Source organism: Novosphingobium sp. ST904 (assembly GCF_001298105.1).
Taxonomy (GTDB): domain Bacteria; phylum Pseudomonadota; class Alphaproteobacteria; order Sphingomonadales; family Sphingomonadaceae; genus Novosphingobium.
The window spans coordinates 1-23,988 of the sequence record NZ_LGJH01000103.1; the positions used below are offsets into that span (position 1 = coordinate 1).

The following is a 23,988-nucleotide window of genomic DNA, read 5'->3' on the forward strand; positions in this document are numbered from 1 at the left end:
GGATGGTATTGCGGGACAGGCCGGTCCGCCTCTTGATCTCCCGAATGGAGATCTTCTGCCGGAAATGCCACCGGCGGATCACACTGAGTAAGTCCATGTCGATCACTCCACGACCCTCCGACTGGCAGCCGGAGGCGAGGGAAACATGGGTCAATTCTCAATGGTAATTTATACGCCCCCCGGGTCACATCTCAGTGGCAATCAACACCATACGCTTACCTATGCCCTCAGATAAAGCGTATTGCACGGCAACGATATGGGGACCTTGAGGCAAGACGTGATGCGTGATTAACTCCTGTGGGCCGATGGCGCTTATATTTGCGACGCCAGCTAGCGCGCGGCACTGGCCGTGTTAGTCAGCACGCACCGTCGCCTATCATTCGCGACGACCTCACCAGTCATGGCGCCGATCTCAGGATCGATGAACATTACACCGGCTCTGGCGGGCGGCCGCTCTGCGCGCCCCGCAAGAGTTTGGCTTCTGCCCGTGCATGCAGGCCTTTCCGGACAGGCTGCTCGCACCGGTTAACGTCTATCCGTCCATCACACCGCTATTGGGCAAGTGTATACCAAGCGTCCAAATTCGCGGATTTTTAGGTCATTGACGATCTGCCAGAAACTCCGCGAGGACGGCGGCATGGTTCACCACAGGATCGCGTGCTGCGTAAAGCAGCGTGACATCCTGCTTTTTCGCGAGACCGAGCAGTAGCTCAACCACTTCGGTGTTATGGGACAACTCATCCCGGTATTTTTGCCGAAAGACGTCGAAACGTGCGGGATCGTGGCCGAACCATCCTCGCAGATCTGGACTGGGTGCGATGTCCTTGAGCCACAGATCGAGTGCTGCGGTCTGGCGGGAGACGCCTCTCGGCCACAGCCGATCGACAAGCACGCGGCAGCCATCGCCTGGTGCGAGAGGCGTATAGATCCGCTTGATCTGTATCTTACCCATCAACTGTCTTTGCCAGGTTTATGTCCAACCCAGGCCGGAGGATCGCTTGCCGGGAAAGATTCGATCGAAGCTTCATCGATCTCGTCGATGAGCTCGCCGCTTGCGACGAGCACACGCACTTGGCGCGCGATCTCCAGCTTGAGGCCGGCCAGAATCGGAGTGCTGCGACTTTCGTTCGCCGACGTTACGCAACCGCAGAAGCGTTCGAGCATGACCTCTTCGACAAGCTGCTCAAGAGGTCGATCTTCAGCACGGTGACGTTCGGCGATGTAACGAACGGCTTCTGCTACTCCCTCGGGATCGATCGGATCATCATATTCATGCGTCATCAATCCGCTCCGGTTCCGCCAAGAGAAGAGCCATATCGGCATCCACACGCATGTCGTCTTCAATTCCGAAGCTGTGTTTGCGTAGGCGACCGCATTGATCGATCAGGGCCGACGATGGCGTTCCTTGCATGGCGTAGGCTACCATGGTTTGTAGGACTGGACCATGGCGAGCCTATGGCTCGCTGGAACAACCCCGAACAAAGCATCTGGAAGGCGTACAACGAGATCACCCGGCCTTGGAGGTCGGGGAGCGCCGACCCTTAATCGGCATCAAACCATTGAGCGACATGCCAGTCGGGAGCGATTTGAGATTGAACCTTGCCCGTGGGGCACCTCCGCCTTCCTCTTCAGTCCCGGCTACGCCATATTGAATAGCGTCAGCATTCCGCCAATCGCGATGCCGAAAACCATCATCATGACCCCGGCGATCCGCAGAATATAGGTGAGCGGATCCTCATCCTCATTTCCCGCTCGCAGCGAGCTCGCCGGCGGTTTCGGGCGTCCGATAGCGCGTCTGAAACTGACCTGTCGAAACGCCATGTTGAAGCCGAGCAGCGCAAGAAGCAGCCCAAAGGCATCTACGGTCCATACATATCCAGGCACGTTTTCCTCCTGTAGGTGCCAGAACTCTTGCCCGCACTCATGCTGCGCATGCTGCCAATCCCTGTTCGAGCCCGACGATCAGATCCTGCTCTGCTTCGAGGCCGACCGAAAGCCGCAGCAGGCTGTCACTGATGCCCGCTCTTGCGCGCGCCTCCTCGCCCATGTCGGCATGGGTCATGGTCGCCGGATGTGCGACCAAGCTCTCAATCCCACCCAGCGATTCCGCGAGCGTAAAATAGCGGACCGCAGCGACAAACCGCCGAACTGCTTCCGTTCCCCCCGCGAGTTCAAAGCTCAGCATCGCGCCAAAACCGCGCTGCTGGCGTGAGGCGATCCGATGGCCTGGATGGGCAGCAAGACCTGGATAGTGGACTTGAGATACTGCCGGATGCCGTTCGAGATATTGCGCAACAATCATCGCATTGCGCTGTTGATGCTCCATCCGGGCAAACAGCGTACGAAGGCCGCGCAGGGTGAGCCAGGCATCGAACGGCGCGCCGGTGCTCCCAACGACATTTGCCCAATAGCGCAGTTCCTCAGCTTGCCCCGGATCGGCCGCGACCACCGCGCCGCCGATTACATCGGAATGGCCGTTGAGATATTTGGTCGTCGAATGGATGACATAGTCGGCGCCCAGCGCGATCGGCTGCTGGATGGCTGGCGAGAGGAAGGTATTGTCGACGGCAACTGTTGCCCCTGCCGCGCGCGATTTCGCGGCGAGCTCCGCGATATCGACAACCCGCATCAGGGGATTGCTCGGCGTCTCGATGAGAACCAGCGCCGGAACGTCCTCCAGCGCTGCGGCAAAGGCGCTCTCGTTACCCTGATCAACGAACCGGACAACGCAATGCCCCCGGTTCGCGCGCGCCTTCAACAGACGCATCGTACCGCCGTAGCAATCATGCGGCGCGAGGATGAGATCGCCTGGCCCCAATCGTCCGACAAGAAGGTCGAGAGCTGCCATACCGCTCGATGTCATGATCGCCCCGGCCCCGCCCTCCAACCTTGCAAGCGCCTCGGCAAGAAGGTCGCGGGTCGGATTGCCTGCCCGGCCGTAATCGTAGGAACGCGGTTGATCGTAGCCAGCAAACTCATAGGTGCTCGAAAGATAAAGCGGTGGGGCGACCGCTCCAAAGGCAGCATCGCTGGCAACGCCGTGCGCGGCGGCGATCGTCTGGGCGCAAGGCACCTGATCCTTGGATTCAGTCATTGAAGAGGTGTACCTCGGTTACTTCGCGCACGATGCGGGCTCGGCCAAATTGCCCGTTCTCGTGCCGAATAATTTAGTAAGTGACCGGCCTGACCGAACTTCGGAAAGACGCCGGCTGCGGTAGGGGGGCCGCGCGCCGGCGTCTAACCTGGTGAAGTAGCCGCTAGACCAAGACGCCTGCGCTGTCGTCAGCGATGCGGTCAGATCCTGAGCCGATCGCCATTGCTCCAGGGCCAGGGACTTCCCTGGATGCTCACTCCGCATCATACACTTGTCCTCGGCTGCCGTCTCCGTTCCCGCGCTCCGGCCTGCTTTCGCGGGATCCTCTCCGGGCGCTGTTGTCGTGAAGCGTCTTCACTCTGGAAATCGGACTGTGCCGGGTAAATTACCATAAGACAAATGAATGTTATTCATATTTTAGAACATGAAATTTGGATTAAATCGTGCTTGTTCGCCCCAGCTGTTCGAAGATGCCGGTGAAGACCGGCCGCAGGCGCTGGATTTCCTCACGATGGACGGCGGACAGGGAGTCGAGCAGGGCATAGGCCTTGGAGGTGAGGCGCAGCAGCGCCCGCCTGCGATCAGTGGCGGCCGCTTCACGCGTAATCAGCTCCAACGCCTCGAGGCGATTGATCAGACCCGTGGCGCTGTGCGGCTTTAATATCAGACGTTCCGCGACATGCCCGACGGTGGCTTCTTCCGGCGGACAGCCCCGGATCGCGAGCAGCGCCTGGTGCTGCTGCGGCGTCAATCCGACTTCAATGGCCCTTTCCTCGCTGAACGCCTGGAAGCGGCGAATGGCGTGGCGAAACGAGGCCAGCGCCGCATAGTCGGCATCTCCCAACAATTTATCCTTTTGCCTCAAATGATCCTCACTGGTTGAACTGTATCGCAATGCGATATAGTGGGCGCGTACTCATTTTTACAGGATAATGTCGATTCATGTCGCTGACACCTCCGCGCGCCGTCGAAGGCCATCAACTCGCCGACCATAGTGTCGACCGCCGCATGGTCATGCTGGCGATCATGGCCATCGTGGTCGGAACGGGCGCGCCTTTGGCGCGTGGGTGCTGGTCCAACTCATTGCGATCGCCACCAATCTCTTCTGGTTCGGTCGTCTTTCTGCTGATCATTCGGTGATCACGATGCATCGGTGGGCTGGCTGGTGGTGGTGATCCCCGTCGTCGGCAGCCTTGTCGTGGGTCTGATGGCGCGGTTCGGGTCGGACAAGATCCGCGGCCATGGCATTCCCGAGGCGATCGAGACGATCCTGTTCGGCGAGAGCCGACTGTCGCTCAAGGTCGCGCTGCTCAAACCCTTGTCCTCGGCGATCTCGATCGGCAGCGGCGGTCCATTCGGCGCGGAAGGGCCGATCATCATGACGGGCGGTGCCATTGGCTCCCTTTTCGCTCAATGCTTCCACCTCAGCGCAGCAGAACGCAAGACGCTGCTCGTGGCCGGCGCGGCGGCCGGCATGACCGCGATCTTCGGTACGCCGCTCGCCGCGATATTGCTGGCCGTCGAAGTGCTCCTGTTCGAATGGAAACCGCGCAGCTTCGTCCCCGTGCTCGTCGCGGCGCTCATTTCCTTTGCCTGGCGCCCCCTGCTGCTCGGATCAGGACCGATGTTCCCCATGACGGCGATCGCCCCGCAAGCAAGCTGGGCTCTGCTCGCTTCGGGTGGGATCGGTCTCATCGTCGGTCTAGAAGCCGCGCTGTTGTCGACATCCCTCTACCGCATCGAGGATCTCTTCCATCGCCTGCCATTTCATTGGATGTGGTGGCCGGCAATCGGCGCGGTCGTCGTCGGACTGGGCGGTCTCATCGATGCTCATGTGCTGGGTGCAGGATATGCGAGCATCGAGGCCCTCCTCAACGCCTCGCTATCGCTCCGGGTCGTTGCCGCGCTCCTCGTCGTGAAGGCCATCGTCTGGCTGGTCGCCTTGGGGTCGGGCACATCAGGCGGCGTGCTGGCGCCGCTCCTCATCCTGGGCGGCGCCGCCGGCTTTCTGCTTGGGCAGTTTCTACCCGGCGATCCCGGGTTCTGGGCCATGATCGGCATGGCGGGGATTATGAGCGGCGCGATGCGTGCGCCAATGACTGGCGCAATCTTCGCGGTCGAACTCACCGGACATTTCAGTGCCATCCCATGCACGATCGCGGCTGCGGGCGGCGCCTATACCGTCAGCGTGCTGCTGATGCGGCGATCGATCCTCACCGAAAAGATCGCGCGGCGCGGCCGGCATATCCTCCAGGAATATACGGTCGATCCCCTTGACCTCATCCAGGCGTCTCAGATCATGACGCGCGATCCGGCGACGCTACCGGGGACGATGACCGTGGAGGCGGCGGTATCCTTCTTCGCAACCGAAGCCGAGCATCGCAGCTATCCGGTGATCGATCCGCAAGGCAGGTTGCTGGGTCTCGTCTCCCGCACCGATGCCCTGCGCTGGCAGGGCGACCGCGACAACGATCAAACGCCGCTCGTCGATGCAATCTCAGATGCGGCGCAGCCCGTTGCTATCCCGACACGCCGACCGGGGTAGTCGCCGATCTCATCGTCGAATCCGGGATCGGCCGCATTCCGATCATCGAGCCTGAAACCCGGCGCGTGCTCGGCATTCTCTCGCGCCAGGATCTGCTCAAAACCCGCAGCGCGAACCGTCATGCCGAACTCGGTCGTTCACGCCATGTTGGCACCAAGTCCCGGTCATACCCAGCCCAGAACCCAAGCTAGGATCAGCAGCGCGTCGAACCCGCTGCCGACGCCTTTGGGAACTAATCGCCAGCAATTTCGTTCGCATCACGACATAATTCCCTGCCGCAAGTGGGAACAGGGGTTAGCAGGGAGCGGCGATGTCGTGTCAGACGGCTCATTATTGCTGATGGTGGAGGACGAACCGCTGATCCTCTGGACAGTCCAGGAGATGCTGGAAATCGGCGGATATGCCGTCCTCCCCGCGTTTTCTGGATCAGAGGCGATTACCATTCTCGATGGCCGCCATCATGAAATTGCAGGGGTGATTACCGATGTGAGGCTCGGGTTGGGGCCCAATGGATGGGAGGTATCGTGGCGGGCCCGCGAACTGCAGCCAGATATTCCTGTGATCTATGTGTCGGGAGATAGTGCCGCAGAATGGCCACTCTATGGTGTTCCCAAAAGCATCATGATTCCCAAGCCTTACGAAACAGCACAAATGCTGACGACGGTTTCATCCGTTCTTGTATCCCCGATGCGCTGAGCATCTCGCGCTTGCTCTTACAACCATCCCGTGTTTTCAAGATCGAAGGCGCGGAGAAGCGCAGCTCGGCAACAACAAAATCCTTGATGGGAAACTTCAAGATTTTGCGGGTTTTCGCGGCTTAGAACTCGTTAGAAGGCTCAATATGTACAAGCCTTTCATCGCTCTCGCCGCCCTGCTTTCACTTCCCTGCACCCTTCAGGCGAAGGATAAGTCAGAGCGCCCATTTCAATTCAGCGTTCTCGAAGACGACTATCAGTGGGACAATGACATCGAGAAGACACGCACCACGCTTTCTAGAGAAATTCCGCTCGGCATGTCCTTCTGGAGCGCACTCGACATCCTCGAAAAGGCTGGCGCCCGTTGCGCGGGCGATCGGAAAGATCCTGCCATCGCCCGCTGTGTCTATTCCGACTGGATGACGGTGCATGACTTCAACCGAGCCGATCTCTATTGGACAGCGGTCGTCCGCCTCGATGATGGCAAGGTGGGGAGCCTCACGCTCGATCGCACCGTCGAGGAGAAATGAGCCATATCCAGGCTCAGCATCGGGAAATGTCCACCAGTGCGTTCGTTCGAGGCCTGTAAGGCTGCCCGCGCTCTGGCAGCGAACCTGGCAATCCAACTTCTGGCGGTGGAGAAAAACACATCGGGCATCAGTTGGACCACCCACCACCAAGTGCGAGGAACAGCATAATCTGATCGTCATTGATTGCCGCGCGCGCTTCGGCCACGGCCTGATCCGCCGCAATCTGGTCGCGTTCGGCCTCCAACGCGGGCAACGCCGCGATCTTGCCTCCACGCCGCAACTGCCCCATCCGCAGCGCTGCCCGCATGGCATCTGCGGATGCGCGATCGAGACCTTCCTGCTGCTCAAGCCCGGCCTGATAATTGGTCAGCGCCGTTTCCACCTCCCGCAATGCCTTGATCACCACGCCATCAAATGCGGCTAGGTCGCCGCGGCTTTGGGCTTCTGTTGCCGCAATGCGGGCGCGAACAGCGTGTCGGTTGAGCGTCCAGCTGATCAGCGGGCCGAGACCGAAACGGTTGGTGAGCGGCGACAGGAAATCAGCGGCAGCACCGGTGGAACCGACCGATGCTCCCAGACGGATGTCGGGATAGAGATCGGCGGTGGAGACCCCGATCCGCGCTGTCGTCGCGGCGAGACGGCGCTCAGCCATACGGATGTCGGGCCGGCGCTTGAGCAGCGCCGCACCATCGCCAACGGGGATCACGCGTCTCAGCGCTAGCGATGCGTGACAGGCTAACAGGCCAGTATCCGCTTCGCCCGGCGTGCGACCAGCCAGAGCCGTGACACGAAAAAGGGCGTTGCGCTGACGCGCCACCAACCGTGGCAGCCGTGCCTTGCTGGTTTCGAGCAAGGCTTGCCGCCGGTCCAGTTCATAGGGTGCCGCGCGCCCATGCGACACCATGATCCGGGTCAGACGAACGCTTTGCTCCAGAACGGCAATCGCACGACCCAGCACATCGCGCTGATAGCCCGCGTTGCAGATATCGGCATAGGCGCGCGCCGTTTCGGCCGCGACGGTCACGCGCACCAGATCGCGCGCTGCGACGGCCGCTTCGGCATCGGCGTTCGCCGCCTCGATCCCACGCCTTATTCCGCCAAACAGATCGAGATCATAGCTGGCGCCAATCCCCATATTGTAGATTTGCCGCGTCGGCGGCTTCACATGGTTCAACTCGGCTTCCGCCGAGCGCTGGGCCCAGCTTGTTTCGGCATTGACGCTGCCCTGGATCTCCCGGCCCACATTTCGCTCGTCAAGCAAGGCCAGGCTGCGTTCGAGATTGGCCTCGGCCACGCGCAGGTCCGTATTGGCGAGGAATGCCTGTTCGATCAGCCCGTCGAGGACCGGGTCCTCGTAGAGTCGCCACCAATGATCCGGCAGCGGTTCCTGTGTCGTAACGACGCTTCCTGATTGAAATGCGCCTTGCGCCATAGGCGACTTCACCATCGCGGCGTCGGGCACATGATAGTCGGGGCCGACCACCGTGCATCCACTCAGGGCGGCTGCGGCCGCCAGTACCAGCGAACGCCTTACCATGGCAGGCTCCGGTGCACACTGCGCCCGTCATCGCGCGGATGAACGACAACCGTGGCCGTCTGGCCCGGAATCATCCGCACATTGGGCGGAATCCTGTCGATCGTCACACGCACCGGAATGCGCTGCGCCAGACGCACCCAGGTGAAGGACGGATTCACATTGGCCAATTGTCCGTCGGCACCGGCCCGCTCGCGATCCTCAACACCGCCCGCGATGCTCTGGACATGCCCCTCGATCTCGTCGGCAACCCCCATCAGATAGATGCTCGCAGGGTCGCCGACCCGGATCGCCGGCAATTTGGTTTCCTCAAAATAGCCTTCGACACGGAGCGAGTGATCATAGACCAGCGCCAGCGCAGCCTTGCCGGCGGTCAGATAAACCCCGGGCTGGAGCGACATGTTGGATACGGTCCCGTCTACCGGCGCGCGCACGACTGTTCGTTCGAGATTGAAGCGGGCGAGGTCGCGCGCCGCGACGGCCTGCCCGATCGTCGCCCGCAGCCCTTCGACCCGCGCTGTGCCCTGCTCGATCACTTCGGCGGCGATCACCTCGGGCATGGCGCGGTTGCGCCGATCTTCCTTCACTGCCTGCGTCAGGGCTGTGCGCTGGCTTGCCACATTAGCCTCGGCCTGCTCCAGCGCGAGCCGGTAACGCGGGCGGTCGATGATGAAGAGCACGTCGCCTTTTCGAACCGTCTGGTTGTCGGCGACTTTCACCTCGGTGACGAGCCCGCTGACATCGGCGGCAACCGGTACCATGTCCGCACGCACCTTGCCATCGCGTGTGACCGGCTCGACCTGATAACGCAGCCACAGTGCATATATCCCCCCCAAAATCACGAAAATGACGAGGAGCGTGGCGAGCGATCGCAGGAGATTTTGTCGATGCAGCATGTCAGGAAGCGATCCATCGGTAGAGAAGGCTATCGGCGAGAGCGCTCAGGCCCCACCACAGCAGAATGAAGAGAGCGAGTTCGAGCAGGCTCGGATGCCAGAGTAGCCGATAAGCCGGCAGGCGCTGCAGGAGCCCCCGCGCAAGATAGACGAGGACCGCCGCCAGAACGCCCCAGACGAGCGCCGCAGGCATGTAGACGCCGAGCACATTGAGTTCCTCGATCATGCGCCCCCCCCTGCCCTTACCGTAGCGATGTCGGGTGCTCCGGCGGCCGGGAAGAGATTGCAACGCATCCCGACAAGCGCCCGCAAGGCAGGCCGGCGATGCGCGTCGAGTGGCTGGCTGAGGAGTGCCTCCAAGGCCCGATCGATCGGATCGAGCAGCCCAGGCGGCGGCGCATCCGCATGGCCATGCCGCCAGCGCTCGCCATAAAACACCGTCAGCCCGGCAAGTACCGCGCCCAGGCGGTGACGCACGTCATGCGGGACATGAGACAGCGCCCGGCGGATCGGGATGATGTTGCGGCCGATCCTGAGGTCCGCCAGACCATCGGCGGCGTGGAGCGCATCGCCGGCGGTGGCCACAGCCATGCGCGCAGCCACCTGCCCGAGCCGGTCGACCGCTCTGGCCGTCCAGCGGTCCGGGCGGAAGGGTCTGCGAATATCGGCAAGCAGGGCAAGCTCACTCCAGTTCGCGCGCAGGATGCGCGCGCGGTCCACAGAACATTGGCCGATCGGAACATCCGCGTCACCGCAAGTGTGGTGACAATTCCACCGAGTTGCGCCAGCCCGGTGTTGATGAACAGCGCGAAATCCGCCTGGAATCGCGCAAGAAAGCCCATGGCGACAATGAAGCAGGAGAACATCGGCAAGGCCTGCGGCGAGCGCGCGGGATCGGCCTGGATATAACCCATCCACAGGAGGGCCGGAGCCAGGGTGATGATCAGCATCTCATAACCATCGACCCGGGGGAGGATCACGAAGAGGTAGAGGGCCGCCAATGGGAAAGTCTTGAGCGTCGCCACGAGATAGCGACCGATCACGGCGCGGGATCGTCCTGCGCCGCAAAGGAACAGGTGATGAGCGCGGCAAAGGCAGCCGTCGCCGATCCGTTCGGCCAGGCAAGCAGGATCCAGACGGCACAATAGAGCGCGATCGCCGTGGCGGTCGCTAGTCCCGCCAGCGCGGCGACGCCATGATCGCGGGCAAGGGAAAAGGGTTCTGCGGCGAGAATTTTATCACTGGGTCGCTCCGGTGACCCGATCCTGCCCGCCAGTCTTCGGCACGCCGCCAAAGCGGTCAGGAACTCGGCGATGCGGATGCAGGCGCTCGCGGTCAGCAATCCGCTCCAGCCTCCGCGCGTCTCCCCGGATTCCGCCAGCGCCTCGCACCGCCGCACCAGCGGTCCCACCCGGTGCAGTTCACTTTGTTCATCGTCCAGCCAGTCGGTGATGTCGGCAAGCAAAGCCCCGAGCTCCGGCGGAAGATCGCCGCTTTCGCGCAGGCGATCGAGCCGGTTCGCCGCCGCCGAGGCAAGCGGCAGGATGGTGGCGAGTTGCTGTTGCAGTGCCGTAACTCGCCGCCGGGTCGCGGGCGCCCAGCGCTGATCGAACGGCAAATGGACCGCGATCATGCCAAGCTCGGTGACGTCTGCCGCCAACATGCGCCGATGCGCATCCTCGAGGCGTGTATGCTGACTGCCAAGCGCTTCGGCCGTCCAGCGGCGAGCATGGCCCAGAAAGGATTGGACGCGTGCGCGGATAGCCGGCGTCGCGCTCCAGGGTTGCAGCAGCGCATGGACCGCGGTCACGCACAGGATCGCGACCGTCATCTCCTGCACGCGCGCGGCTGTCGTCTCGAAAATATTGCCCGGATCATCGAGATAGGGAAAGCTGATCACCGCCGAACTGAATGCGGCCATCTGGAACAGAAAGGCGCGCGGCGTGCGATCAAGGACGGCAAGATAGATACAAAACCCTGTCCAGGCCGCGAGGCACAAGACCAGGAGCTCAGGCGAGTTCTGCAAATTGGGGACCAGCACGATCGTGACGGCGGCACCGGTTAGTATACCACCCAGACGGTAGAGAACTTTGGGCCGAAAAGCACCGGCCATGGGTTGAGCAGTGACGTAGACGGTCAGCAACGCCCACCAGGGGCGCGGCAGGCTGGCCGAAAAGGCGATGGCCAGCGTGGCGGCGGCCGCCAGCAAGCTGCTGAGCGAGAAGAGCAGCTTCTGGGGGTCAACCACAAAGGGAGAGGCTGACAGGCGTTTCCTGCCTGCAAACGCAACAAGCATCACTTACCACCATGACAAACGGGATTGTCACGATCGAAAGCGACCGTGGTCATTTCCTCCCATGGATATGAGAAGGCCCTTTAACCGAGCTGGTGCGTTAAACCGTAGGTCAAAATATTGATGGATAAACGCAAATATTTTGCACTTAATCTTTTCTTGTGGGGAAACCCGGATTCGCGCCACGGTCTGCCTTGTCCGAAGCATCAGACATGTCCTGCCCTTTCCCCGAAACGAAGAAAGCGGCGATCGGCACGGCCAGGAAAATGAGCAGCATGATCTGCTCTTCTCTCAGAAGGCGATATTCGCTGAGACAATAGAGGATGAAGGCGAGTCCAGCGAACCCAAGCGTCCATAGCGCCCGCTGCAACGTGAATATGGCCTGCGTAGAAGGGTCTCGCGACATAAGCCTCTTCATGCGGCATCCTCTCCCGTTGATGCTCGCTCTCGACCAGCTATCTTCACGGTCTGTTGAAGCAGGAGTGAATGATTGCCCGCGATGTCGCAAACGAATATTTTTTGCAGGTTATCCGCAAAACTTTCTGAGGTTTATTCGACAGCATCGCATATACCAAGCCGTAGGACAGGAATGCCTATTCCTTCGTGGTCAAGCCTGGGACTCCGCCCCCAAAGCCGCCTCGACCAGACGACGCACCTTCCCCCGGCATGCAGCTTCCGAACCGCTGGCAGCGGCTTCACGCCGAGCGCGCCTGACGAAATTGCGCATTTCAGCGAAGCTCGGCCTTCTGTTCTGGCCCAGCACCGCGATGAGAGCGGGATAGATCCAAGTTTGCGTCGCCATCACCGTCTTCCTCCAGGAATGGCGAAGCGGCCCGGCTTCGTGTCGCGCGACGGCCCTCCTCCCTGTTCTTCCCGACCTACAAAATAGAACAGGCCCGATCCAACCACAGCGAATATGGTGACCATTTTCACGAACTCACTGTGCCCTAACGCAGCCAGCCAAGCGCCACCGACTATGATGAGCAGAAGAGGCGCGCCCCAGCGCGGATGATGAACACTTGTGGCCACCCACCAGGCCAGACAGGAGAGCGATACCGCCACCAGAAAGCTGCCCAGCGTCAGGCCGATAGAAATGACCAGGATTTTCAACATCGGCATATTGGCCTCCATTGACGCCCCTCCGACTCCCACATTCTAATATATCGCATCACGATATATTTACAAGTGGCGCGTCCGGTGCGTTCGCAGGCGTTGGCTTCAAGGCGGTGTTCGCGGCCGCGCACTCGCAGCGCACACGCGTTTCAAAGCTACAGAAGTGCCCATCATCGTCTCAACCTCGCCTGCCAGGACGAACGCAAAGGCTCCCGAAACTTCAAACCAGAAGAAGAAATTGCGTCATCCGGTGGCGCATTGAGGATGCCGCAGTGCCCAGATCGGCACGCGCCCATCGGTCGTGGACTGATAGACGTCAGGATAGCGGCGCAGCGCCGCGTCGACGGCATCCGGATCGAAGGGCTCGTCGGGCTCGAAGCTGTCGAAGCCGCAGCGCCGCATGAAGAATAGGAGATCAACGAGCACGTCACCGATCGCGCGAATTTCGCCTGTGTAGCCCGCCTCGCGCAATATGCTCGCGCTGGAAAAGCCACGGCCGTCGCGAAACCGCGGAAAGGCAATCTCGACGAGCCGCACGCGGCCAAGCTCAGGCAGCAAGGCGCGAGCATCATCGCCCGCCTCGAGAAGCACCGAGGTCGCGTCCTTCTGATCGAGAAACGCATCCAGCGAGACCCCTGGCTCATCGGGCGCCGGATCGTCCCGGAAGCGCAGCGGATCACCCATAAATTGCCTCCTTGAACGGGTTCATGCCGACGCGGCGATAGCAATCGAGGAAGCGTTCGCCGGGCTCGCGGATCTCGCGGTAGCATTCGATGGTGCGTTCGACCGCATCGACAATTCCGACCTCGTCGAAGCCCGGGCCGGTAATCTTCGCCTGCGAGACATCCTCGGCACCGGACCCGCCAAGCAGCAACTGGTAGTTCTCCGTTCCCTTCCGGTCGACGCCAAGGATGCCGATATGGGCCGCGTGGTGATGACCGCAGGCGTTGATGCAGCCTGAAATCTTGATCTTGAGTTCGCCGAGATCGAGCTGACGATCGAGATCGGCAAAGCGTTCGGCGATCTGCTGCGCGACGGGTATCGAACGCGCATTGGCGAGACTGCAATAATCGAGGCCCGGACAGGCGATGATGTCGGTGACGAGGCCGAGATTGACACTTGCCAGTCCCGCCGCGTGGAGCGCCTGCCAGACCGCATGGAGATCCCGCTTGTGGACATGCGGAAGCACGAGGTTCTGGACATGCGTCGAGCGCAGGTCATCGAAACTATAGCGCTCGGCAAGGTCGGCCACGATCTCCATCTGCTCGGCTGAAATGTCGCCAGCTATGCCCCCGTCGGGCTTCAGGCTGATATTGACGATGGCATAGCCTGGCGCCATGTGCGCGGCGACCTGCCGATCGACCCATAGCGCGAAGTCGGGATCGGAGCGGTCGAGCTCCTCGGAAAGCCCGGTCTCGAACGGCGGCGGGCCAAAATGGGCGGCGATCCTCTCATACTCGGCCTGTGGGAAATCCCGACCCAGCGTCAGGATATGCGCGAACTCCAACTCGACCTGACGGCGGAACTCTTCCTCGCCCAGTTCATGGACAAGGATCTTCATCCGCTGCTTGTGGATGTTGTCCCGCCGCGCATGCCTGTTCCATACCCGCAGGATTGCCTGGATATAGGAGAAGATCTGGCTTGCCGGGCAAAATTCTCTGATCAGGAAAGCGATAATGGGCGTGCGCCCCATACCGCCGCCAGCATAAACCTCGAACCCCTGTTCGCCCATCCCGTTCTTGACGATGCGCAACGCGCAGTCATGCCAACGTAGCGCGGCACGGTCCTCCTGCGCGGCGATCACCGCGATCTTGAACTTTCGCGGTAGATAGCTGAATTCTGGATGGAACGTCGTGGCCTGGCGGATCAGTTCGGCCCAGGGCCGCGGATCGCATATCTCGTCGGGCGCAGCTCCAGCATAGTGATCGGCCGACAGGTTGCGGATGCTCTCGCCGCTCGTCTGGATGGCATGCATTTCCACCGTCGCGAGCTCAGCGAGGATGTCGGGTGCCTCCGCCAGTTTGATCCAGTTGTATTGGATGTTCTGCCGCGTCGTGAAATGACCGTAGCCTCGGTCATATTTGCGCGCGATATGCGCCAGCTTGCGCATTTGCCGCGAATTGAGCGTGCCGTAAGGCACCGCTACGCGCAGCATATAAGCGTGCAGTTGCAGGTAGAGCCCATTCTTGAGCCGCAGAGGCTTGAACTGGTCTTCGCTGAGATGGCCTTCGATCCGACGGCGCGTCTGGTCGCGAAACTCTTCGACCCGGGCATCGACCATGGCCTGATCATACTCGTCGTATTTGTACATATCAGCCTCTCACGCCCAAGGGGACATCAGGATGGCATCACGAGCACTCATGCACAAAATGACTTTTAATGCAGCGATCCATCAAAATAATTGCTCGATAAGGCCGGTCGCTGCAGGCCAACAACCATGGGCCGATCGTTGCAAGCCGGCTCGAGGGCGATCCCGGCCTTAACATGTCTGTGACATACAGGTATGCTGTTGCAGATTGGTTCTCGGGAGTTCTGCGTGCGGCTGACACGCTACACGGATTATTCACTGCGGGTCTTGATTCACCTGGCCCTTCACGAAGAGCGCCTGTGTTCGATCGGCGAAATCGCGCGGGCTTATGATGTCTCCCACAATCACCTGATGAAGGTCGTCAACGCCCTGGCGCACGACGGCTTCATCGAAACCGTTCGCGGTCGCGCCGGCGGCATGCGTCTCGCCCGACCAGCGGATGAGATCACCGTCGGCGAGGTCGTCCGCCGCACCGAGGAAGGCTTCCAACTCGCAGATTGTTCCGGGTGTGCGCTGTCTCCCGCATGTGGACTGACCGGCGTGCTGGCGCAAGGCATGCAGGCGATGATGGCGGTATTCGATACCTACCGGATTTCCGATCTCCTGTCCGATCGTGAGGCCATGAAGCGGCTGATTAACCGCCAATCACCGCTCGGCGTCGGCATGGACTAAATGATACAGCTGCGGATTTCCGCGCAGGTCAATGCTCCGCTTCAAGATGCGCTGCGGCGCGATCGATGTTGACCCGATGGCTCTCGAGCATCTCGCGAAGATCGGCATGCAATGCCTCGTAACGAACCCTAGGGGTCAGAGATTCCAGTTTGCGAACCGCCCAGGCTTGTCCGCGGTTGAGAAAGGCGAGCCTTTCAAGCGGATCAGGGATTGCCAACGCCTTCTTGTAAAAGGCGCCGGTCTTGCGTGAGGGCGCTGCGCCCAATCGCCTGATCTGCCTCGAGAGCATCGCGCACCAACGTGCTTCGTCGGCACGGACCGATCGCATCAGTTCGGCGTAGTCGGGATCGTTCGCCGACTTGGTGCTGGCGAGCGCGACGCGGGCGCCGGCCCGTTCGGCTTCCAGCAGTTCGTGGAGCGCCGCGAGGATCTCCTCGCGACCGGCAAAGCCCATGTAAATGTCATCGGCTTCGCTGGCGTAACAAACGGGCGAGGATGGTTCGTTCACGGTCATGCTGTAATCGCCGCGGCCGCCTTGAGGCCGGCACGAATGCGGTCCATCACGCCCGGGTCGGCCTTTGTGCTGTGGACGACATAGGCCGAGTACGAAAATTCAGGACTTCCGGGGACGAGAGCGAGGCGGCCTTCCTCGAGATAGGAGCGGATGAAGCCTTTGCGAAAATAGCCGCTACCCCCTGTCGCCAGGATATAATCGAGCGCGAGCGGACCATAGCTTATCGAAACGACGGCGTTAGGCTGATCCGGGAAAGCGGCGTGATAGCTCCCGGCAAACTCCTCACCCCAATCGATCTGAACATGATCTTCCGGTGCGAGAGGGCTGCTGGTTGGCGTGGTCCGCACCAGGACCAACTTTTCCTCGAACAAGAGTTCGGCGATGATCCCCGGACGGCTCGGCGCGGCATAGAGCACCGCCATATCGAGTGAGCCATCCTGGACCTGCTCCATCAGGCGTTCGGATGTGTCGATATGGGTGCTTACCGCGATTTCCGGACATTCCCGACGCATCCAGAGCAGCCAGTGCCGCAGCAAGGGACTCCACAGACTGAGCTCGGCGCCGACCGTTACCACGGTCTCCCGTCCCGGCGGGAGCGCGACGGCGCGGCGCGCCCGATCCCAGACCTGCACCATGGTGGTTGCAAAGCGCAGAAACTGCTCGCCCGCCGGTGTCAGCTTCGCACCTGCCTTGTTGCGGATGAATACTGGCCGATCGAGCAGGTCCTCAAGCACCCGGATGCGGGCACTGACTGCGGTCTGCGTGAGGTGAAGGTTCGACGCAGCGTTCACAAAACTGCCGGTTTTGACGACTTCCAAGAATGTGCGCGCAACATTGATATCCATAAGCCATCATCCTTGCGCTCAATGCGCAATAATATTCATTTGCTTGCTTCATGGTAGCGGGCCGATGATGGGATCACAAGGCAAGGCCCGTGTCATCGACCCTGGACAGGCACCAACAACCATAAGCGTCCAACGGTTTGGGCGAACTTTCAGATGAAACCTTCAGGCCGCTTCACGCCCGAACCGCCGCCGCCGCGGGCCGAAATCTGGAAAGTCAGCATAGCGCTGGCGTCGCTGGTTTTAGGGATAGGCATAGCACTTTTCAGTTTTCACGACGCTGGTGCGATCAGCGACGATGTCTTCGTTGCCGTCGTGGTCTTCGTGATCGCGGTTTGTATCGGTGTGATCCTCTCTCTCGATTGGGAACAAACGGCACATCGCCGAGTGCGTCAGCCCTGGCAGGAAGTGCCCCCTCCGTTTGACTTCATTGCGCTGTGGTCATCTGAAGACCGACAGCCGTCGGGTGAAGATGCCCCTAATCTTCAGGAAACCTGCCGCCGCAAACCGCCTCCCTCGTCACGGACAAAGCTGCCGTGAAGGCTGACAACGATGATGACCGACAAGCGCGTGGACCAGAGCGCCCGCCCTCCATGTCCGGGCTCTATCTGATTTTCGCCGCAAGCATCGCCTTCGTCTCGATCCGCCTTTTTGTCGATTTGCTCCGCCAAAACGGCTTCGTCGCCGAAGGGGACGGCAATAGGATAGTGCTGTTCGCCATGCCGATAGCCCTCCTCGTGATCGTGGGGCTCGGACCGGGAACCCGGCGCTAATTTATATCTAATAACTTTGCTGATAAATAATAATAACATTCGTTTGTATGATGCTTCGTCCATCTCCACATCAGATCTGCGATATGAAGGAGTTCCCATGGCCATTCAGCTCGGGCAGATCGCCCCCGATTTCGAGCAGGACAGCACGCACGGCCGCATCAGCTTCCACGATTGGCTCGGCGGAAGCTGGGGTGTCCTGTTCAGCCATCCCAAGAATTTTACGCCGGTCTGCACGACGGAACTGGGCGAGGTTGCAAAGCTCCGGTCCGAATGGGACAAACGCAACGTCAAACCCATTGGCCTCTCGGTGGATCCGGTCGAAGCCCATCACAAATGGGAGCTCGACATTCACGAAACCCAAGGGACGAAACTCGACTTCCCGATGATCGCGGATGCCAACACCAAGGTGTCGGCGCTCTACGACATGATCCACCCCGAGAGCGACCCGACGGTCACTGTCCGTTCCGTCTTCGTCATCGATCCGTCACGCAAGGTGCGGCTGATCCTGACCTACCCGCCTTCGACCGGTCGGAATTTTGCCGAGATTCTCCGTGCCATCGACAGCCTTCAACTTACAGATGCCCGTAGCATCGCAACGCCCGTCAACTGGGAACCTGGCGAGCCGGTCGTCATATCGCCGAAGCTGTCGGACGAGGAGGCATCCCGGCAGTTCCCACAAGGCTACAAGACACGGAAGCCCTACCTTCGGGTCGTCGATCTGCAGGCTCCCGGGCAATGAGGCAATTGGAGGAGAGTGGAAAAAGACAGACCGCCGCCGACGGAGCAGACGACGGCGGCCTCTCCGACCTGTTGGCCCGCAACCGCGTATGGGCTGACGCCAAAACCCTGATCGATCCCGGATTCTTTAAAACGGCTCGTAGGCCAGCAGCGGCCACGCTATTCCTGGATCGGCTGTTCGGACAGCCGGGTGCCGGCCACCGAAATCGTCGATCTCGATCCCGGCGAGATGTTTGTTCATCGCAACGTCGCCAATCTCGCCACGCCGAGCGATCCTAACTTCGCCGCCGCCTTGGAGTTCGCGGTCGATGTTTTGAAGGTCGAGCACATCATCGTCGTGGGCCATTACGGGTGCGGCGGGATTCAAGCGGCAATGGCACCGGACAGGGACGACGCGATCGGGCTTTGGCTCGCACCGGTGCGTGAGCTCTATCAAACAGTCTGCTGCACCCCGGATACCAATGCAGACCGTTTGTGCGAACATAATATCCGCGCCCAGGTGAAAGCACTCGCAGCCAACCCATTGGTTCTTCGGGCCTGGGCGCGGCACGCTGCGCTAACGCTTCACGGTTGGGTCTACGCCATTGGAGACGGCCTTCTCCAACCGGTCTGCTCACCCGTCAGCCGCCACCCCGATGAGGCAGTTCCCAAACTCCGGATTGCAGGCGCGTCATGATCGCCATGCGCGCCCTGTGCCGCGTGAGGGCGATTGGCCATGACGACAGCCTCGTCGACGCCATCTCCGCCTGCAAGGGCGCGAGTGAACCCGATCGCGACATTGATGCACGGATTGCGCTGGCCGTATTTCCGGCACTGCGCAGCTTGACCGTTATTGCTCCGGGAGTCTGGCTGCAGGACGACGGCAACCACGTTCGGGCACTGCTCTACACGGCGACTTGCCGCGCTGCCGCTATGTTGGTGCCATCCGGCTATTGGATCGAAGCCGGCCCCCAGGGGAACCACCGTGGTGGGCGAGCTTGGCCAATGGACAGCCCATCACCCGGTTGAGGCAATCGCCCTGTGCATGGCCGCGCTCGATGCGCGAAGGGCGGAGCTGTCCTATGCACATTGACCGTTCTCACCAAAGACCATTGCAGCGCCCTGTGCGGCTGCATCAGCAATGGTCCCGCAGCGCTCATCATCAGGGCCTTCCTACCGACTTATCTGCGCCGGATGGTGCCGCATCATCACGCCTCGGCCGAAACGATTTCCGGCGCTATTTCTGCTCAAGGAGACAAGCGATGGCTGATCAAAGCCGCAATGCTGTAATAGCTCAATCCGACCTTGAGAGGCTCGTCTTCGAATTGCCTCCCCTGCCCTGTGGGACCAAGGATCTCGAGCCTGTCCTCTCGGCGGAAACACTGGAGATCCACCACGGCAAACATCACGCACGCTACGTGGAAACGCTCAATCGGCTGCTGGCCGAGCAGAATTTCTCGGCCCACACGCTCGAGGAAATCATCCGCATCGCGCACGGCAGCGGCGCGAAGGGCGTCTTCAACAATGCAGCCCAGGCATGGAACCATAGCTTCTTTTGGGAGAGCATGGCGCCGAAAACGGTTAAACCTGCCGGGCTGCTCGCCAGCGCCATTTCGTCCGAATTCGGGAGTCTCGAAACGCTGAGACAGCGTTTTTCCGCTGAAGGAACGGGCCATTTCGGATCGGGTTGGGTCTGGCTCATCGCGAAGCGCGACAAGCTCGAGGTGATCTCTACCCACGACGCGGGTAGCCCAATCCTTGAGGAAGGGGTGACGCCGCTGCTTGCTTGCGATGTGTGGGAGCATGCCTACTACATCGATTACCGCCAGGATCGCGCGGGCTGGATCACGTCCTGGTGGAACAGGCTCGCAAATTGGAGCTTCGCCGAAACGCAGTTTGACGCGGCGATCGGCCAGGGCAAGCCGTGGCGCTATCCACCATCACAGACCGCCCGTTGAATAAGGAGGAGAAGTAAATGCTCGTTGACGTTTGGGCTGGCGATAGCAGTTCCCCAGCAGCCTGGGGCAGTTTTCACTTCGCGCGGTCACCCCAGGCAGGCGAAGAGATCGAGATCGACGGAACGGTCGTCGTCGTGACGCGGGCCTGGCATCGGCCCAGCATCTATTACAAGGGTGCCAAGTTCGCGATTCTCGTCGAGGAACCTGTCGCTGACGCCCAAGTGCGTCCAGAAGTCCGAGATCACGCCGACATGGCGGTTTGAGTAGACGCGGAGAAGGGCGATGTCGCCCTTCTCCGCGCTCAGTCAGGCGGCGAGCAATTCGTCCGCCGGACCGAAGAATTCGTAATGAATGCGGTCGGATGGGACGCCAGCCAGCGACAAGGTCGAGACGGCGTGCCGCAGAAACGGGCGTGGTCCGCAGATATAGTAATCGGCCTCACCTACAGGCGTGTTGGCGACCAGCATTCATCGGTAATGATGCCGGCGACGTCATAATCCCGTCCTGCGACTTCATCTTCGAGCGGGGTCTGATGAAAATCGGTGACGGTGATTGACTTGCCCCGCCCAGCGACAGCGCGAACATGATCACGCATTGCGTGGGTATCGCGGTCATGAGTTCCGTGGACATAGTGCACGGGGACTCCCGCCTCGCCCTCAGCAAGCGTTTCGAGCATCGCCACCATCGGGGTCAGCCCCACGCCGCCCGACAGGAGGATCACCGGGCGTTCGACATGCGCTGCCAGGAAGAATTCGCCTGCAGGCGCGGCAACTTTGAGCACCGTGCCCGGCTTGGCTTCATCATGAAGCCAGCCTGACGCAAGACCAAGCGGCTCACGCTTGACCGAAATGCGATAGGTTTCGCCGTTGGGGGCTGCTGAAATCGAATAGTTGCGCTTGACTGGCGGATGTCCCGGAATTTCAAGCCAGAAGGTCAGATATTGCCCGGGCTTGTGCCGCATGACGGCCCCGCCATCAACGGGGCGCAGAACGAAGGAATTGATGACGCTGCTCTCACGCACGACGTCCTCGACGCGAAAATCGCGCCAGCCATTCCATCCGCCGGTCGCGTCCTTCTGTTCTGAGTAGACTCGCTGCTCGCGGGCGATCAGGATGTTGGCCAGGAACCAGTAGGCTTCGCCCCAGGCAGCGAGAATTTCATCGGTGGCCGCATCCCCCAGCACCGCCTTGATCGCCCCCAGGAGCGCCTCGGCAACGTGCGGATAATGTTCGGGCAGAATTTGCAGGCCAACATGCTTCTGCGCGATCCGCTCGACCGCCGGGGCAAGCGCACCGAGATTTTCGATGTTGCTCGCATAGGCGAGAATGGCGCCGGTCAGTGCCCGCGGCTGCGAACCGGCATCACCATGGTGCGATTGGTTGAAAAGGTCGCGAATGTTCGGGTTCTGGAACATCCGGGAATACATCTCGTTCACGATGTCGAGGCCATGTGCTTCGAGCGCGGGGACGGTCGCCTTGACGAGCGCGATGGTCTGATCGCTGAGGGGCTGCGTCATCAACTTCTCCTTTTTGAATGCGTTGAAAATCCCGGAATGTCAGAGCTTGGGAATGTGATCGTAAAAATCCACCTGCATCTTCATCGGCCCTGTCGGCGTTACGAAATGCGGTTGCTGAGGGAGAATCAAGCCAGGCTGGTCAGGCGTCAGGACGATCTCCGAAGGTGGCTCGAGGTAGGTTAGCCGGAGTTCGCCCTCGAAAACCCGGATCACGCCCCAAACACCAGCCTTCGTGTCATGTCGCGCGCGCAAGGCAGCCGGCAGAGTGTCCTGGTCGAACACCGGCGTGGAACGGTAAGGCAATATTTCACCCATGGGTTTGCCCTGGTCGCTCGATGGCATCCTTACGTTCCGCGTTGGCGACCGATGCAGCACTCCGTTCCTCCAGTTGGAAGAACATCGCCAGTTGCAGGCTCTCGGCGATGCGCCGCGCCTTCGCTTGTAGCGCCGCTGCCGCTTCGGGCGTCATCCTGTCATTGGTCGTTTGAACCCAGAGTGCGAGCCACCGCTCGAACAGCGCGGGCGTTATCCTGGCCTTATGCTTCAAATGGGCCGGCACCGGTTGCCCCTTGTATCGGCCACTGGTGAGCATGACGGAGGACCAGAACGCAGTCAGCTTCCCAAGATGCTCCGGCCAGTCATCGATCGCATCGTTGAAAATCCGCCCAAGCGCGGGGTCGGTGCGGACCCGCGCGTAAAATTCCTCCACCAAAGGAGTCAGCTCTTCTTCTCTGATTTTCGAGACACCGTCCACGACTCGCGCTCCAATCATGTATATATAATACATCTATCATGATTCGCATAAACGCAAGGCTAGCGCATATTTCCAGGTCGTCGGTCGCGGCGATGTACACAGCCTGAGAAACTGCTCAGCCCCGCTAGTTTAGCCTTGAATCCGAAACACGAAGGCATAGCATCAGCCAGCGACCCGAAGGAGTCTCGGTAAGACGTAGACACCTTTCCTTGCCCGCCCGTCAAAAGACGGGCGGGTTTTCTTTTCCGATTCCGTCGGACATTCGCTGGAACGCTAATCCGCGTGATCTGGCGCACTCGGAATTTTCAAACACCGTCACAAATACCTAATTGTGCGCAGCTCAAGATCTACTCACCCGATTTTCGCGATCAAGCGGCCGGCGGCACCCTGCTCAGCCGCCAGATTGCGATTATAGGCGAGCGGCATCCGGGGACTCTTCCAGCGTAGCGCATCCATGATCCCCGCCAGATCCTCGCCGCTCGCAAACAGATCCTGGTTCAAGCCCACCCGCGTCGAATGCGCGCTCACGCCCTTGAGCAACTGCGCCAGATCATCGGCGGTGAGGTCGCTCAGCGCGCCCTTGTCGAAGGCGCGCCGGATCATTGCCCGCCAGATCGGCCCGATCGAACCCGGGTGCAACGCCCCCTCTCCCACATCATATTCGGTGCGCGCCGGCACCGCCGACTTCGGCAACGTCTTGCGCAGATCCCAGCTTTCGCGGCCAGAAATCGTCTCGATCCGCCGCCCCTTGACCGCGGCCCGCGCCTTGTAGCGCGCACCTGCACCCGGCGAAACAGCGGTCCCTCCTCGATGTCGGCAGCCGCAGTCCAGGCGGCGATCGCCCGCACCGAGCGCGGGCTGAGGAACGCGGTCGCGCCCTTTCCCTCCTGATCGCCCTTGCTGCGCGAAATCGTCAGCAGCCGCGCCTCGGGATCGATGGCGTCCACAATGTGCTCGACCTCGACCGCGACCAGCTCGGAGGCGCGCAAGCCCGTGTCGTAGGCGACCGACAGCAAAGCCCGATCCCTGAGCCCCGGCAAATCATCCGCGCAGGCCTCAAGCAGCCCCCGCAAATCATCCGCGCAGGCCTCAAGCAGCCCCCGCACATTAAGGGGTCAGTTCCGGTAGGGGGCGAAATGACACCCTCTCATGACTGCCATCCGAAACGCTGGTCGAGTTTACTCCTTCGCCGGCTGCAAGACCAGCGGTTACATTGACCTTGGCGGGTGTGCCG

General features: G+C 60.9%; 27 protein-coding genes and 4 pseudogenes. 12 read left to right on the plus strand and 19 right to left on the minus strand.

Features of this window, described 5'->3' with window-relative positions; all coding sequences use genetic code 11:
• Positions 1–598 precede the first annotated feature (598 nt).
• The 5 genes from ADT71_RS03260 to ADT71_RS03280 all read right to left on the minus strand — a co-directional run bounded on the left by ADT71_RS03260 (position 599) and on the right by ADT71_RS03280 (position 3,941).
• Positions 599–952 carry a DUF488 domain-containing protein gene (locus ADT71_RS03260; protein WP_054435059.1) on the minus strand — a complete coding sequence of 118 codons (354 nt, stop codon included), beginning with the start codon at positions 950–952 and terminating at the stop codon, positions 599–601.
• Positions 952–1,281 (minus strand): hypothetical protein, encoded by a 330-nt coding sequence (locus ADT71_RS03265; protein WP_054435062.1) that lies wholly within the window; start codon positions 1,279–1,281, stop codon positions 952–954. The genes ADT71_RS03260 and ADT71_RS03265 overlap by 1 nt, the downstream gene beginning before the upstream one ends.
• A 357-nt stretch (positions 1,282–1,638) precedes the next feature.
• Complete coding sequence (locus tag ADT71_RS03270; protein WP_054435065.1) at positions 1,639–1,884, minus strand: hypothetical protein; 246 nt, start codon at positions 1,882–1,884, stop codon at positions 1,639–1,641.
• Between the two features lie 37 nt (positions 1,885–1,921).
• Complete coding sequence (metB, locus tag ADT71_RS03275; RefSeq protein ID WP_054435068.1) at positions 1,922–3,094, minus strand: cystathionine gamma-synthase; 1,173 nt, start codon at positions 3,092–3,094, stop codon at positions 1,922–1,924.
• A 436-nt stretch (positions 3,095–3,530) separates the two neighbouring features.
• Positions 3,531–3,941 (minus strand): MarR family winged helix-turn-helix transcriptional regulator, encoded by a 411-nt coding sequence (locus ADT71_RS03280; protein ID WP_054435072.1) that lies wholly within the window; start codon positions 3,939–3,941, stop codon positions 3,531–3,533.
• 95 nt (positions 3,942–4,036) lie between these two features.
• Here ADT71_RS03280 and ADT71_RS03285 point away from each other — a divergent pair.
• The 3 genes and pseudogenes from ADT71_RS03285 (at position 4,037) to ADT71_RS03295 (ending at position 6,864) form a co-directional block, all read left to right on the plus strand.
• Positions 4,037–5,830: pseudogene (locus ADT71_RS03285) on the plus strand (chloride channel protein).
• Between the two features lie 124 nt (positions 5,831–5,954).
• Positions 5,955–6,335, plus strand: a complete 381-nt coding sequence (locus tag ADT71_RS30025; RefSeq protein ID WP_165913373.1) for a response regulator — start codon at positions 5,955–5,957, stop codon at positions 6,333–6,335.
• A gap of 145 nt (positions 6,336–6,480) precedes the next feature.
• Positions 6,481–6,864 carry a hypothetical protein gene (locus ADT71_RS03295; protein ID WP_054435077.1) on the plus strand — a complete coding sequence of 128 codons (384 nt, stop codon included), beginning with the start codon at positions 6,481–6,483 and terminating at the stop codon, positions 6,862–6,864.
• 127 nt (positions 6,865–6,991) lie between these two features.
• On the opposite strand, the gene ADT71_RS03300 is transcribed toward ADT71_RS03295, so the two are convergent.
• From ADT71_RS03300 to ADT71_RS03340, 8 genes and pseudogenes are all read right to left on the minus strand, one after another.
• Positions 6,992–8,401, minus strand: coding sequence for an efflux transporter outer membrane subunit (locus ADT71_RS03300; RefSeq protein ID WP_054435080.1), 1,410 nt, complete (start codon positions 8,399–8,401; stop codon positions 6,992–6,994).
• On the minus strand, positions 8,395–9,294 hold the full coding sequence (locus tag ADT71_RS03305) for an efflux RND transporter periplasmic adaptor subunit (RefSeq protein ID WP_054435082.1): 900 nt from the start codon (positions 9,292–9,294) through the stop codon (positions 8,395–8,397). The genes ADT71_RS03300 and ADT71_RS03305 overlap by 7 nt, the downstream gene beginning before the upstream one ends.
• A 1-nt stretch (position 9,295) precedes the next feature.
• Complete coding sequence (locus ADT71_RS03310; protein ID WP_054435086.1) at positions 9,296–9,520, minus strand: DUF1656 domain-containing protein; 225 nt, start codon at positions 9,518–9,520, stop codon at positions 9,296–9,298.
• A pseudogene (locus ADT71_RS03315) lies at positions 9,517–11,590 on the minus strand (FUSC family protein). Before ADT71_RS03315 ends, ADT71_RS03310 begins: the two are co-directional and overlap by 4 nt.
• A gap of 145 nt (positions 11,591–11,735) precedes the next feature.
• The gene (locus ADT71_RS03320; protein WP_054435089.1) at positions 11,736–12,005 is read right to left on the minus strand and encodes a hypothetical protein; all 270 of its coding nucleotides are present in this window, start codon (positions 12,003–12,005) and stop codon (positions 11,736–11,738) included.
• A 383-nt stretch (positions 12,006–12,388) separates the two neighbouring features.
• Positions 12,389–12,718 (minus strand): hypothetical protein, encoded by a 330-nt coding sequence (locus ADT71_RS03330; protein ID WP_231635531.1) that lies wholly within the window; start codon positions 12,716–12,718, stop codon positions 12,389–12,391.
• 225 nt (positions 12,719–12,943) lie between these two features.
• Entirely contained in the window at positions 12,944–13,384 is a 441-nt protein-coding gene (locus ADT71_RS03335; RefSeq protein WP_054435094.1) for a DUF934 domain-containing protein, read from the minus strand.
• Entirely contained in the window at positions 13,377–15,011 is a 1,635-nt protein-coding gene (locus ADT71_RS03340) for a nitrite/sulfite reductase (protein WP_054435097.1), read from the minus strand. Before ADT71_RS03340 ends, ADT71_RS03335 begins: the two co-directional genes overlap by 8 nt.
• A gap of 225 nt (positions 15,012–15,236) precedes the next feature.
• Here ADT71_RS03340 and ADT71_RS03345 point away from each other — a divergent pair, with 225 nt between their 5' ends.
• A complete protein-coding gene (locus ADT71_RS03345; RefSeq protein ID WP_008828736.1) occupies positions 15,237–15,680 on the plus strand; it encodes an Rrf2 family transcriptional regulator in 444 nt (147 codons plus the stop codon).
• Between the two features lie 28 nt (positions 15,681–15,708).
• Here the strand turns inward: ADT71_RS03345 and ADT71_RS03350 are convergent, their stop codons facing one another.
• Positions 15,709–16,194 (minus strand): DUF6306 domain-containing protein, encoded by a 486-nt coding sequence (locus tag ADT71_RS03350; protein ID WP_054435100.1) that lies wholly within the window; start codon positions 16,192–16,194, stop codon positions 15,709–15,711.
• A complete protein-coding gene (locus ADT71_RS03355) occupies positions 16,191–17,039 on the minus strand; it encodes a LysR family transcriptional regulator (RefSeq protein WP_054435103.1) in 849 nt (282 codons plus the stop codon). The genes ADT71_RS03350 and ADT71_RS03355 overlap by 4 nt, the downstream gene beginning before the upstream one ends.
• Positions 17,040–17,192: 153 nt before the next feature.
• Between ADT71_RS03355 and ADT71_RS31100 the strand changes: the two genes are divergently transcribed.
• From ADT71_RS31100 to ADT71_RS03385, 8 genes are all read left to right on the plus strand, one after another.
• Positions 17,193–17,576, plus strand: a complete 384-nt coding sequence (locus tag ADT71_RS31100) for a hypothetical protein (RefSeq protein WP_132470303.1) — start codon at positions 17,193–17,195, stop codon at positions 17,574–17,576.
• Positions 17,573–17,809 (plus strand): hypothetical protein, encoded by a 237-nt coding sequence (locus ADT71_RS03360; protein ID WP_156336451.1) that lies wholly within the window; start codon positions 17,573–17,575, stop codon positions 17,807–17,809. Before ADT71_RS31100 ends, ADT71_RS03360 begins: the two co-directional genes overlap by 4 nt.
• 97 nt (positions 17,810–17,906) lie before the next feature.
• Positions 17,907–18,548, plus strand: a complete 642-nt coding sequence (locus ADT71_RS03365; protein WP_054435109.1) for a peroxiredoxin — start codon at positions 17,907–17,909, stop codon at positions 18,546–18,548.
• A 189-nt stretch (positions 18,549–18,737) separates the two neighbouring features.
• Positions 18,738–19,223 carry a carbonic anhydrase gene (locus tag ADT71_RS30030; RefSeq protein WP_231635532.1) on the plus strand — a complete coding sequence of 162 codons (486 nt, stop codon included), beginning with the start codon at positions 18,738–18,740 and terminating at the stop codon, positions 19,221–19,223.
• Complete coding sequence (locus ADT71_RS03375; RefSeq protein ID WP_231635533.1) at positions 19,220–19,555, plus strand: hypothetical protein; 336 nt, start codon at positions 19,220–19,222, stop codon at positions 19,553–19,555. Before ADT71_RS30030 ends, ADT71_RS03375 begins: the two co-directional genes overlap by 4 nt.
• 60 nt (positions 19,556–19,615) lie before the next feature.
• The gene (locus ADT71_RS31105; RefSeq protein WP_021318857.1) at positions 19,616–19,816 is read left to right on the plus strand and encodes a hypothetical protein; all 201 of its coding nucleotides are present in this window, start codon (positions 19,616–19,618) and stop codon (positions 19,814–19,816) included.
• On the plus strand, positions 19,789–20,484 hold the full coding sequence (locus ADT71_RS03380; protein WP_054435115.1) for a superoxide dismutase: 696 nt from the start codon (positions 19,789–19,791) through the stop codon (positions 20,482–20,484). The genes ADT71_RS31105 and ADT71_RS03380 overlap by 28 nt, the downstream gene beginning before the upstream one ends.
• Positions 20,485–20,501: 17 nt before the next feature.
• Positions 20,502–20,747, plus strand: coding sequence for a hypothetical protein (locus ADT71_RS03385; protein WP_054435118.1), 246 nt, complete (start codon positions 20,502–20,504; stop codon positions 20,745–20,747).
• A 42-nt stretch (positions 20,748–20,789) separates the two neighbouring features.
• On the opposite strand, the pseudogene hmpA reads toward ADT71_RS03385, so the two are convergent.
• From hmpA to ADT71_RS03405, 4 genes and pseudogenes are all read right to left on the minus strand, one after another.
• Positions 20,790–22,000: pseudogene (hmpA, locus tag ADT71_RS03390) on the minus strand (NO-inducible flavohemoprotein).
• Between the two features lie 39 nt (positions 22,001–22,039).
• Positions 22,040–22,315: a DUF1971 domain-containing protein gene (locus ADT71_RS03395; RefSeq protein ID WP_054435121.1), complete on the minus strand. Its 276-nt coding sequence runs from the start codon at positions 22,313–22,315 to the stop codon at positions 22,040–22,042.
• Positions 22,308–22,787 (minus strand): group III truncated hemoglobin, encoded by a 480-nt coding sequence (locus tag ADT71_RS03400; protein ID WP_054435124.1) that lies wholly within the window; start codon positions 22,785–22,787, stop codon positions 22,308–22,310. Before ADT71_RS03400 ends, ADT71_RS03395 begins: the two co-directional genes overlap by 8 nt.
• Positions 22,788–23,105: 318 nt before the next feature.
• Positions 23,106–23,830, minus strand: a pseudogene (locus tag ADT71_RS03405) (tyrosine-type recombinase/integrase); the annotation flags it as partial.
• Between the last annotated feature and the right edge of the window lie 158 nt (positions 23,831–23,988).

What these genes read in the sequence shown, in the direction of transcription:
- ADT71_RS03385 (WP_054435118.1), top strand. Translation starts at nt 20,502, where the DNA reads ATGCTCGTTGACGTTTGGGCTGGCGATAGCAGTTCCCCAGCAGCCTGG.
- ADT71_RS03295 (WP_054435077.1), top strand. Translation starts at nt 6,481, where the DNA reads ATGTACAAGCCTTTCATCGCTCTCGCCGCCCTGCTTTCACTTCCCTGC.
- ADT71_RS03375 (WP_231635533.1), top strand. Translation starts at nt 19,220, where the DNA reads ATGATCGCCATGCGCGCCCTGTGCCGCGTGAGGGCGATTGGCCATGAC.
- metB (WP_054435068.1), bottom strand. Translation starts at nt 3,094, where the DNA reads ATGACTGAATCCAAGGATCAGGTGCCTTGCGCCCAGACGATCGCCGCC.
- ADT71_RS03350 (WP_054435100.1), bottom strand. Translation starts at nt 16,194, where the DNA reads ATGACCGTGAACGAACCATCCTCGCCCGTTTGTTACGCCAGCGAAGCC.
- ADT71_RS03335 (WP_054435094.1), bottom strand. Translation starts at nt 13,384, where the DNA reads ATGGGTGATCCGCTGCGCTTCCGGGACGATCCGGCGCCCGATGAGCCA.
- ADT71_RS03340 (WP_054435097.1), bottom strand. Translation starts at nt 15,011, where the DNA reads ATGTACAAATACGACGAGTATGATCAGGCCATGGTCGATGCCCGGGTC.
- ADT71_RS31100 (WP_132470303.1), top strand. Translation starts at nt 17,193, where the DNA reads ATGAAACCTTCAGGCCGCTTCACGCCCGAACCGCCGCCGCCGCGGGCC.
- ADT71_RS03305 (WP_054435082.1), bottom strand. Translation starts at nt 9,294, where the DNA reads ATGCTGCATCGACAAAATCTCCTGCGATCGCTCGCCACGCTCCTCGTC.
- ADT71_RS03355 (WP_054435103.1), bottom strand. Translation starts at nt 17,039, where the DNA reads ATGGATATCAATGTTGCGCGCACATTCTTGGAAGTCGTCAAAACCGGC.
- ADT71_RS03260 (WP_054435059.1), bottom strand. Translation starts at nt 952, where the DNA reads ATGGGTAAGATACAGATCAAGCGGATCTATACGCCTCTCGCACCAGGC.
- ADT71_RS03300 (WP_054435080.1), bottom strand. Translation starts at nt 8,401, where the DNA reads ATGGTAAGGCGTTCGCTGGTACTGGCGGCCGCAGCCGCCCTGAGTGGA.
- ADT71_RS03365 (WP_054435109.1), top strand. Translation starts at nt 17,907, where the DNA reads ATGGCCATTCAGCTCGGGCAGATCGCCCCCGATTTCGAGCAGGACAGC.
- ADT71_RS03395 (WP_054435121.1), bottom strand. Translation starts at nt 22,315, where the DNA reads ATGGGTGAAATATTGCCTTACCGTTCCACGCCGGTGTTCGACCAGGAC.
- ADT71_RS03320 (WP_054435089.1), bottom strand. Translation starts at nt 12,005, where the DNA reads ATGAAGAGGCTTATGTCGCGAGACCCTTCTACGCAGGCCATATTCACG.
- ADT71_RS03265 (WP_054435062.1), bottom strand. Translation starts at nt 1,281, where the DNA reads ATGACGCATGAATATGATGATCCGATCGATCCCGAGGGAGTAGCAGAA.
- ADT71_RS03310 (WP_054435086.1), bottom strand. Translation starts at nt 9,520, where the DNA reads ATGATCGAGGAACTCAATGTGCTCGGCGTCTACATGCCTGCGGCGCTC.
- ADT71_RS03380 (WP_054435115.1), top strand. Translation starts at nt 19,789, where the DNA reads ATGGCTGATCAAAGCCGCAATGCTGTAATAGCTCAATCCGACCTTGAG.
- ADT71_RS03330 (WP_231635531.1), bottom strand. Translation starts at nt 12,718, where the DNA reads ATGGAGGCCAATATGCCGATGTTGAAAATCCTGGTCATTTCTATCGGC.
- ADT71_RS03400 (WP_054435124.1), bottom strand. Translation starts at nt 22,787, where the DNA reads ATGTATTATATATACATGATTGGAGCGCGAGTCGTGGACGGTGTCTCG.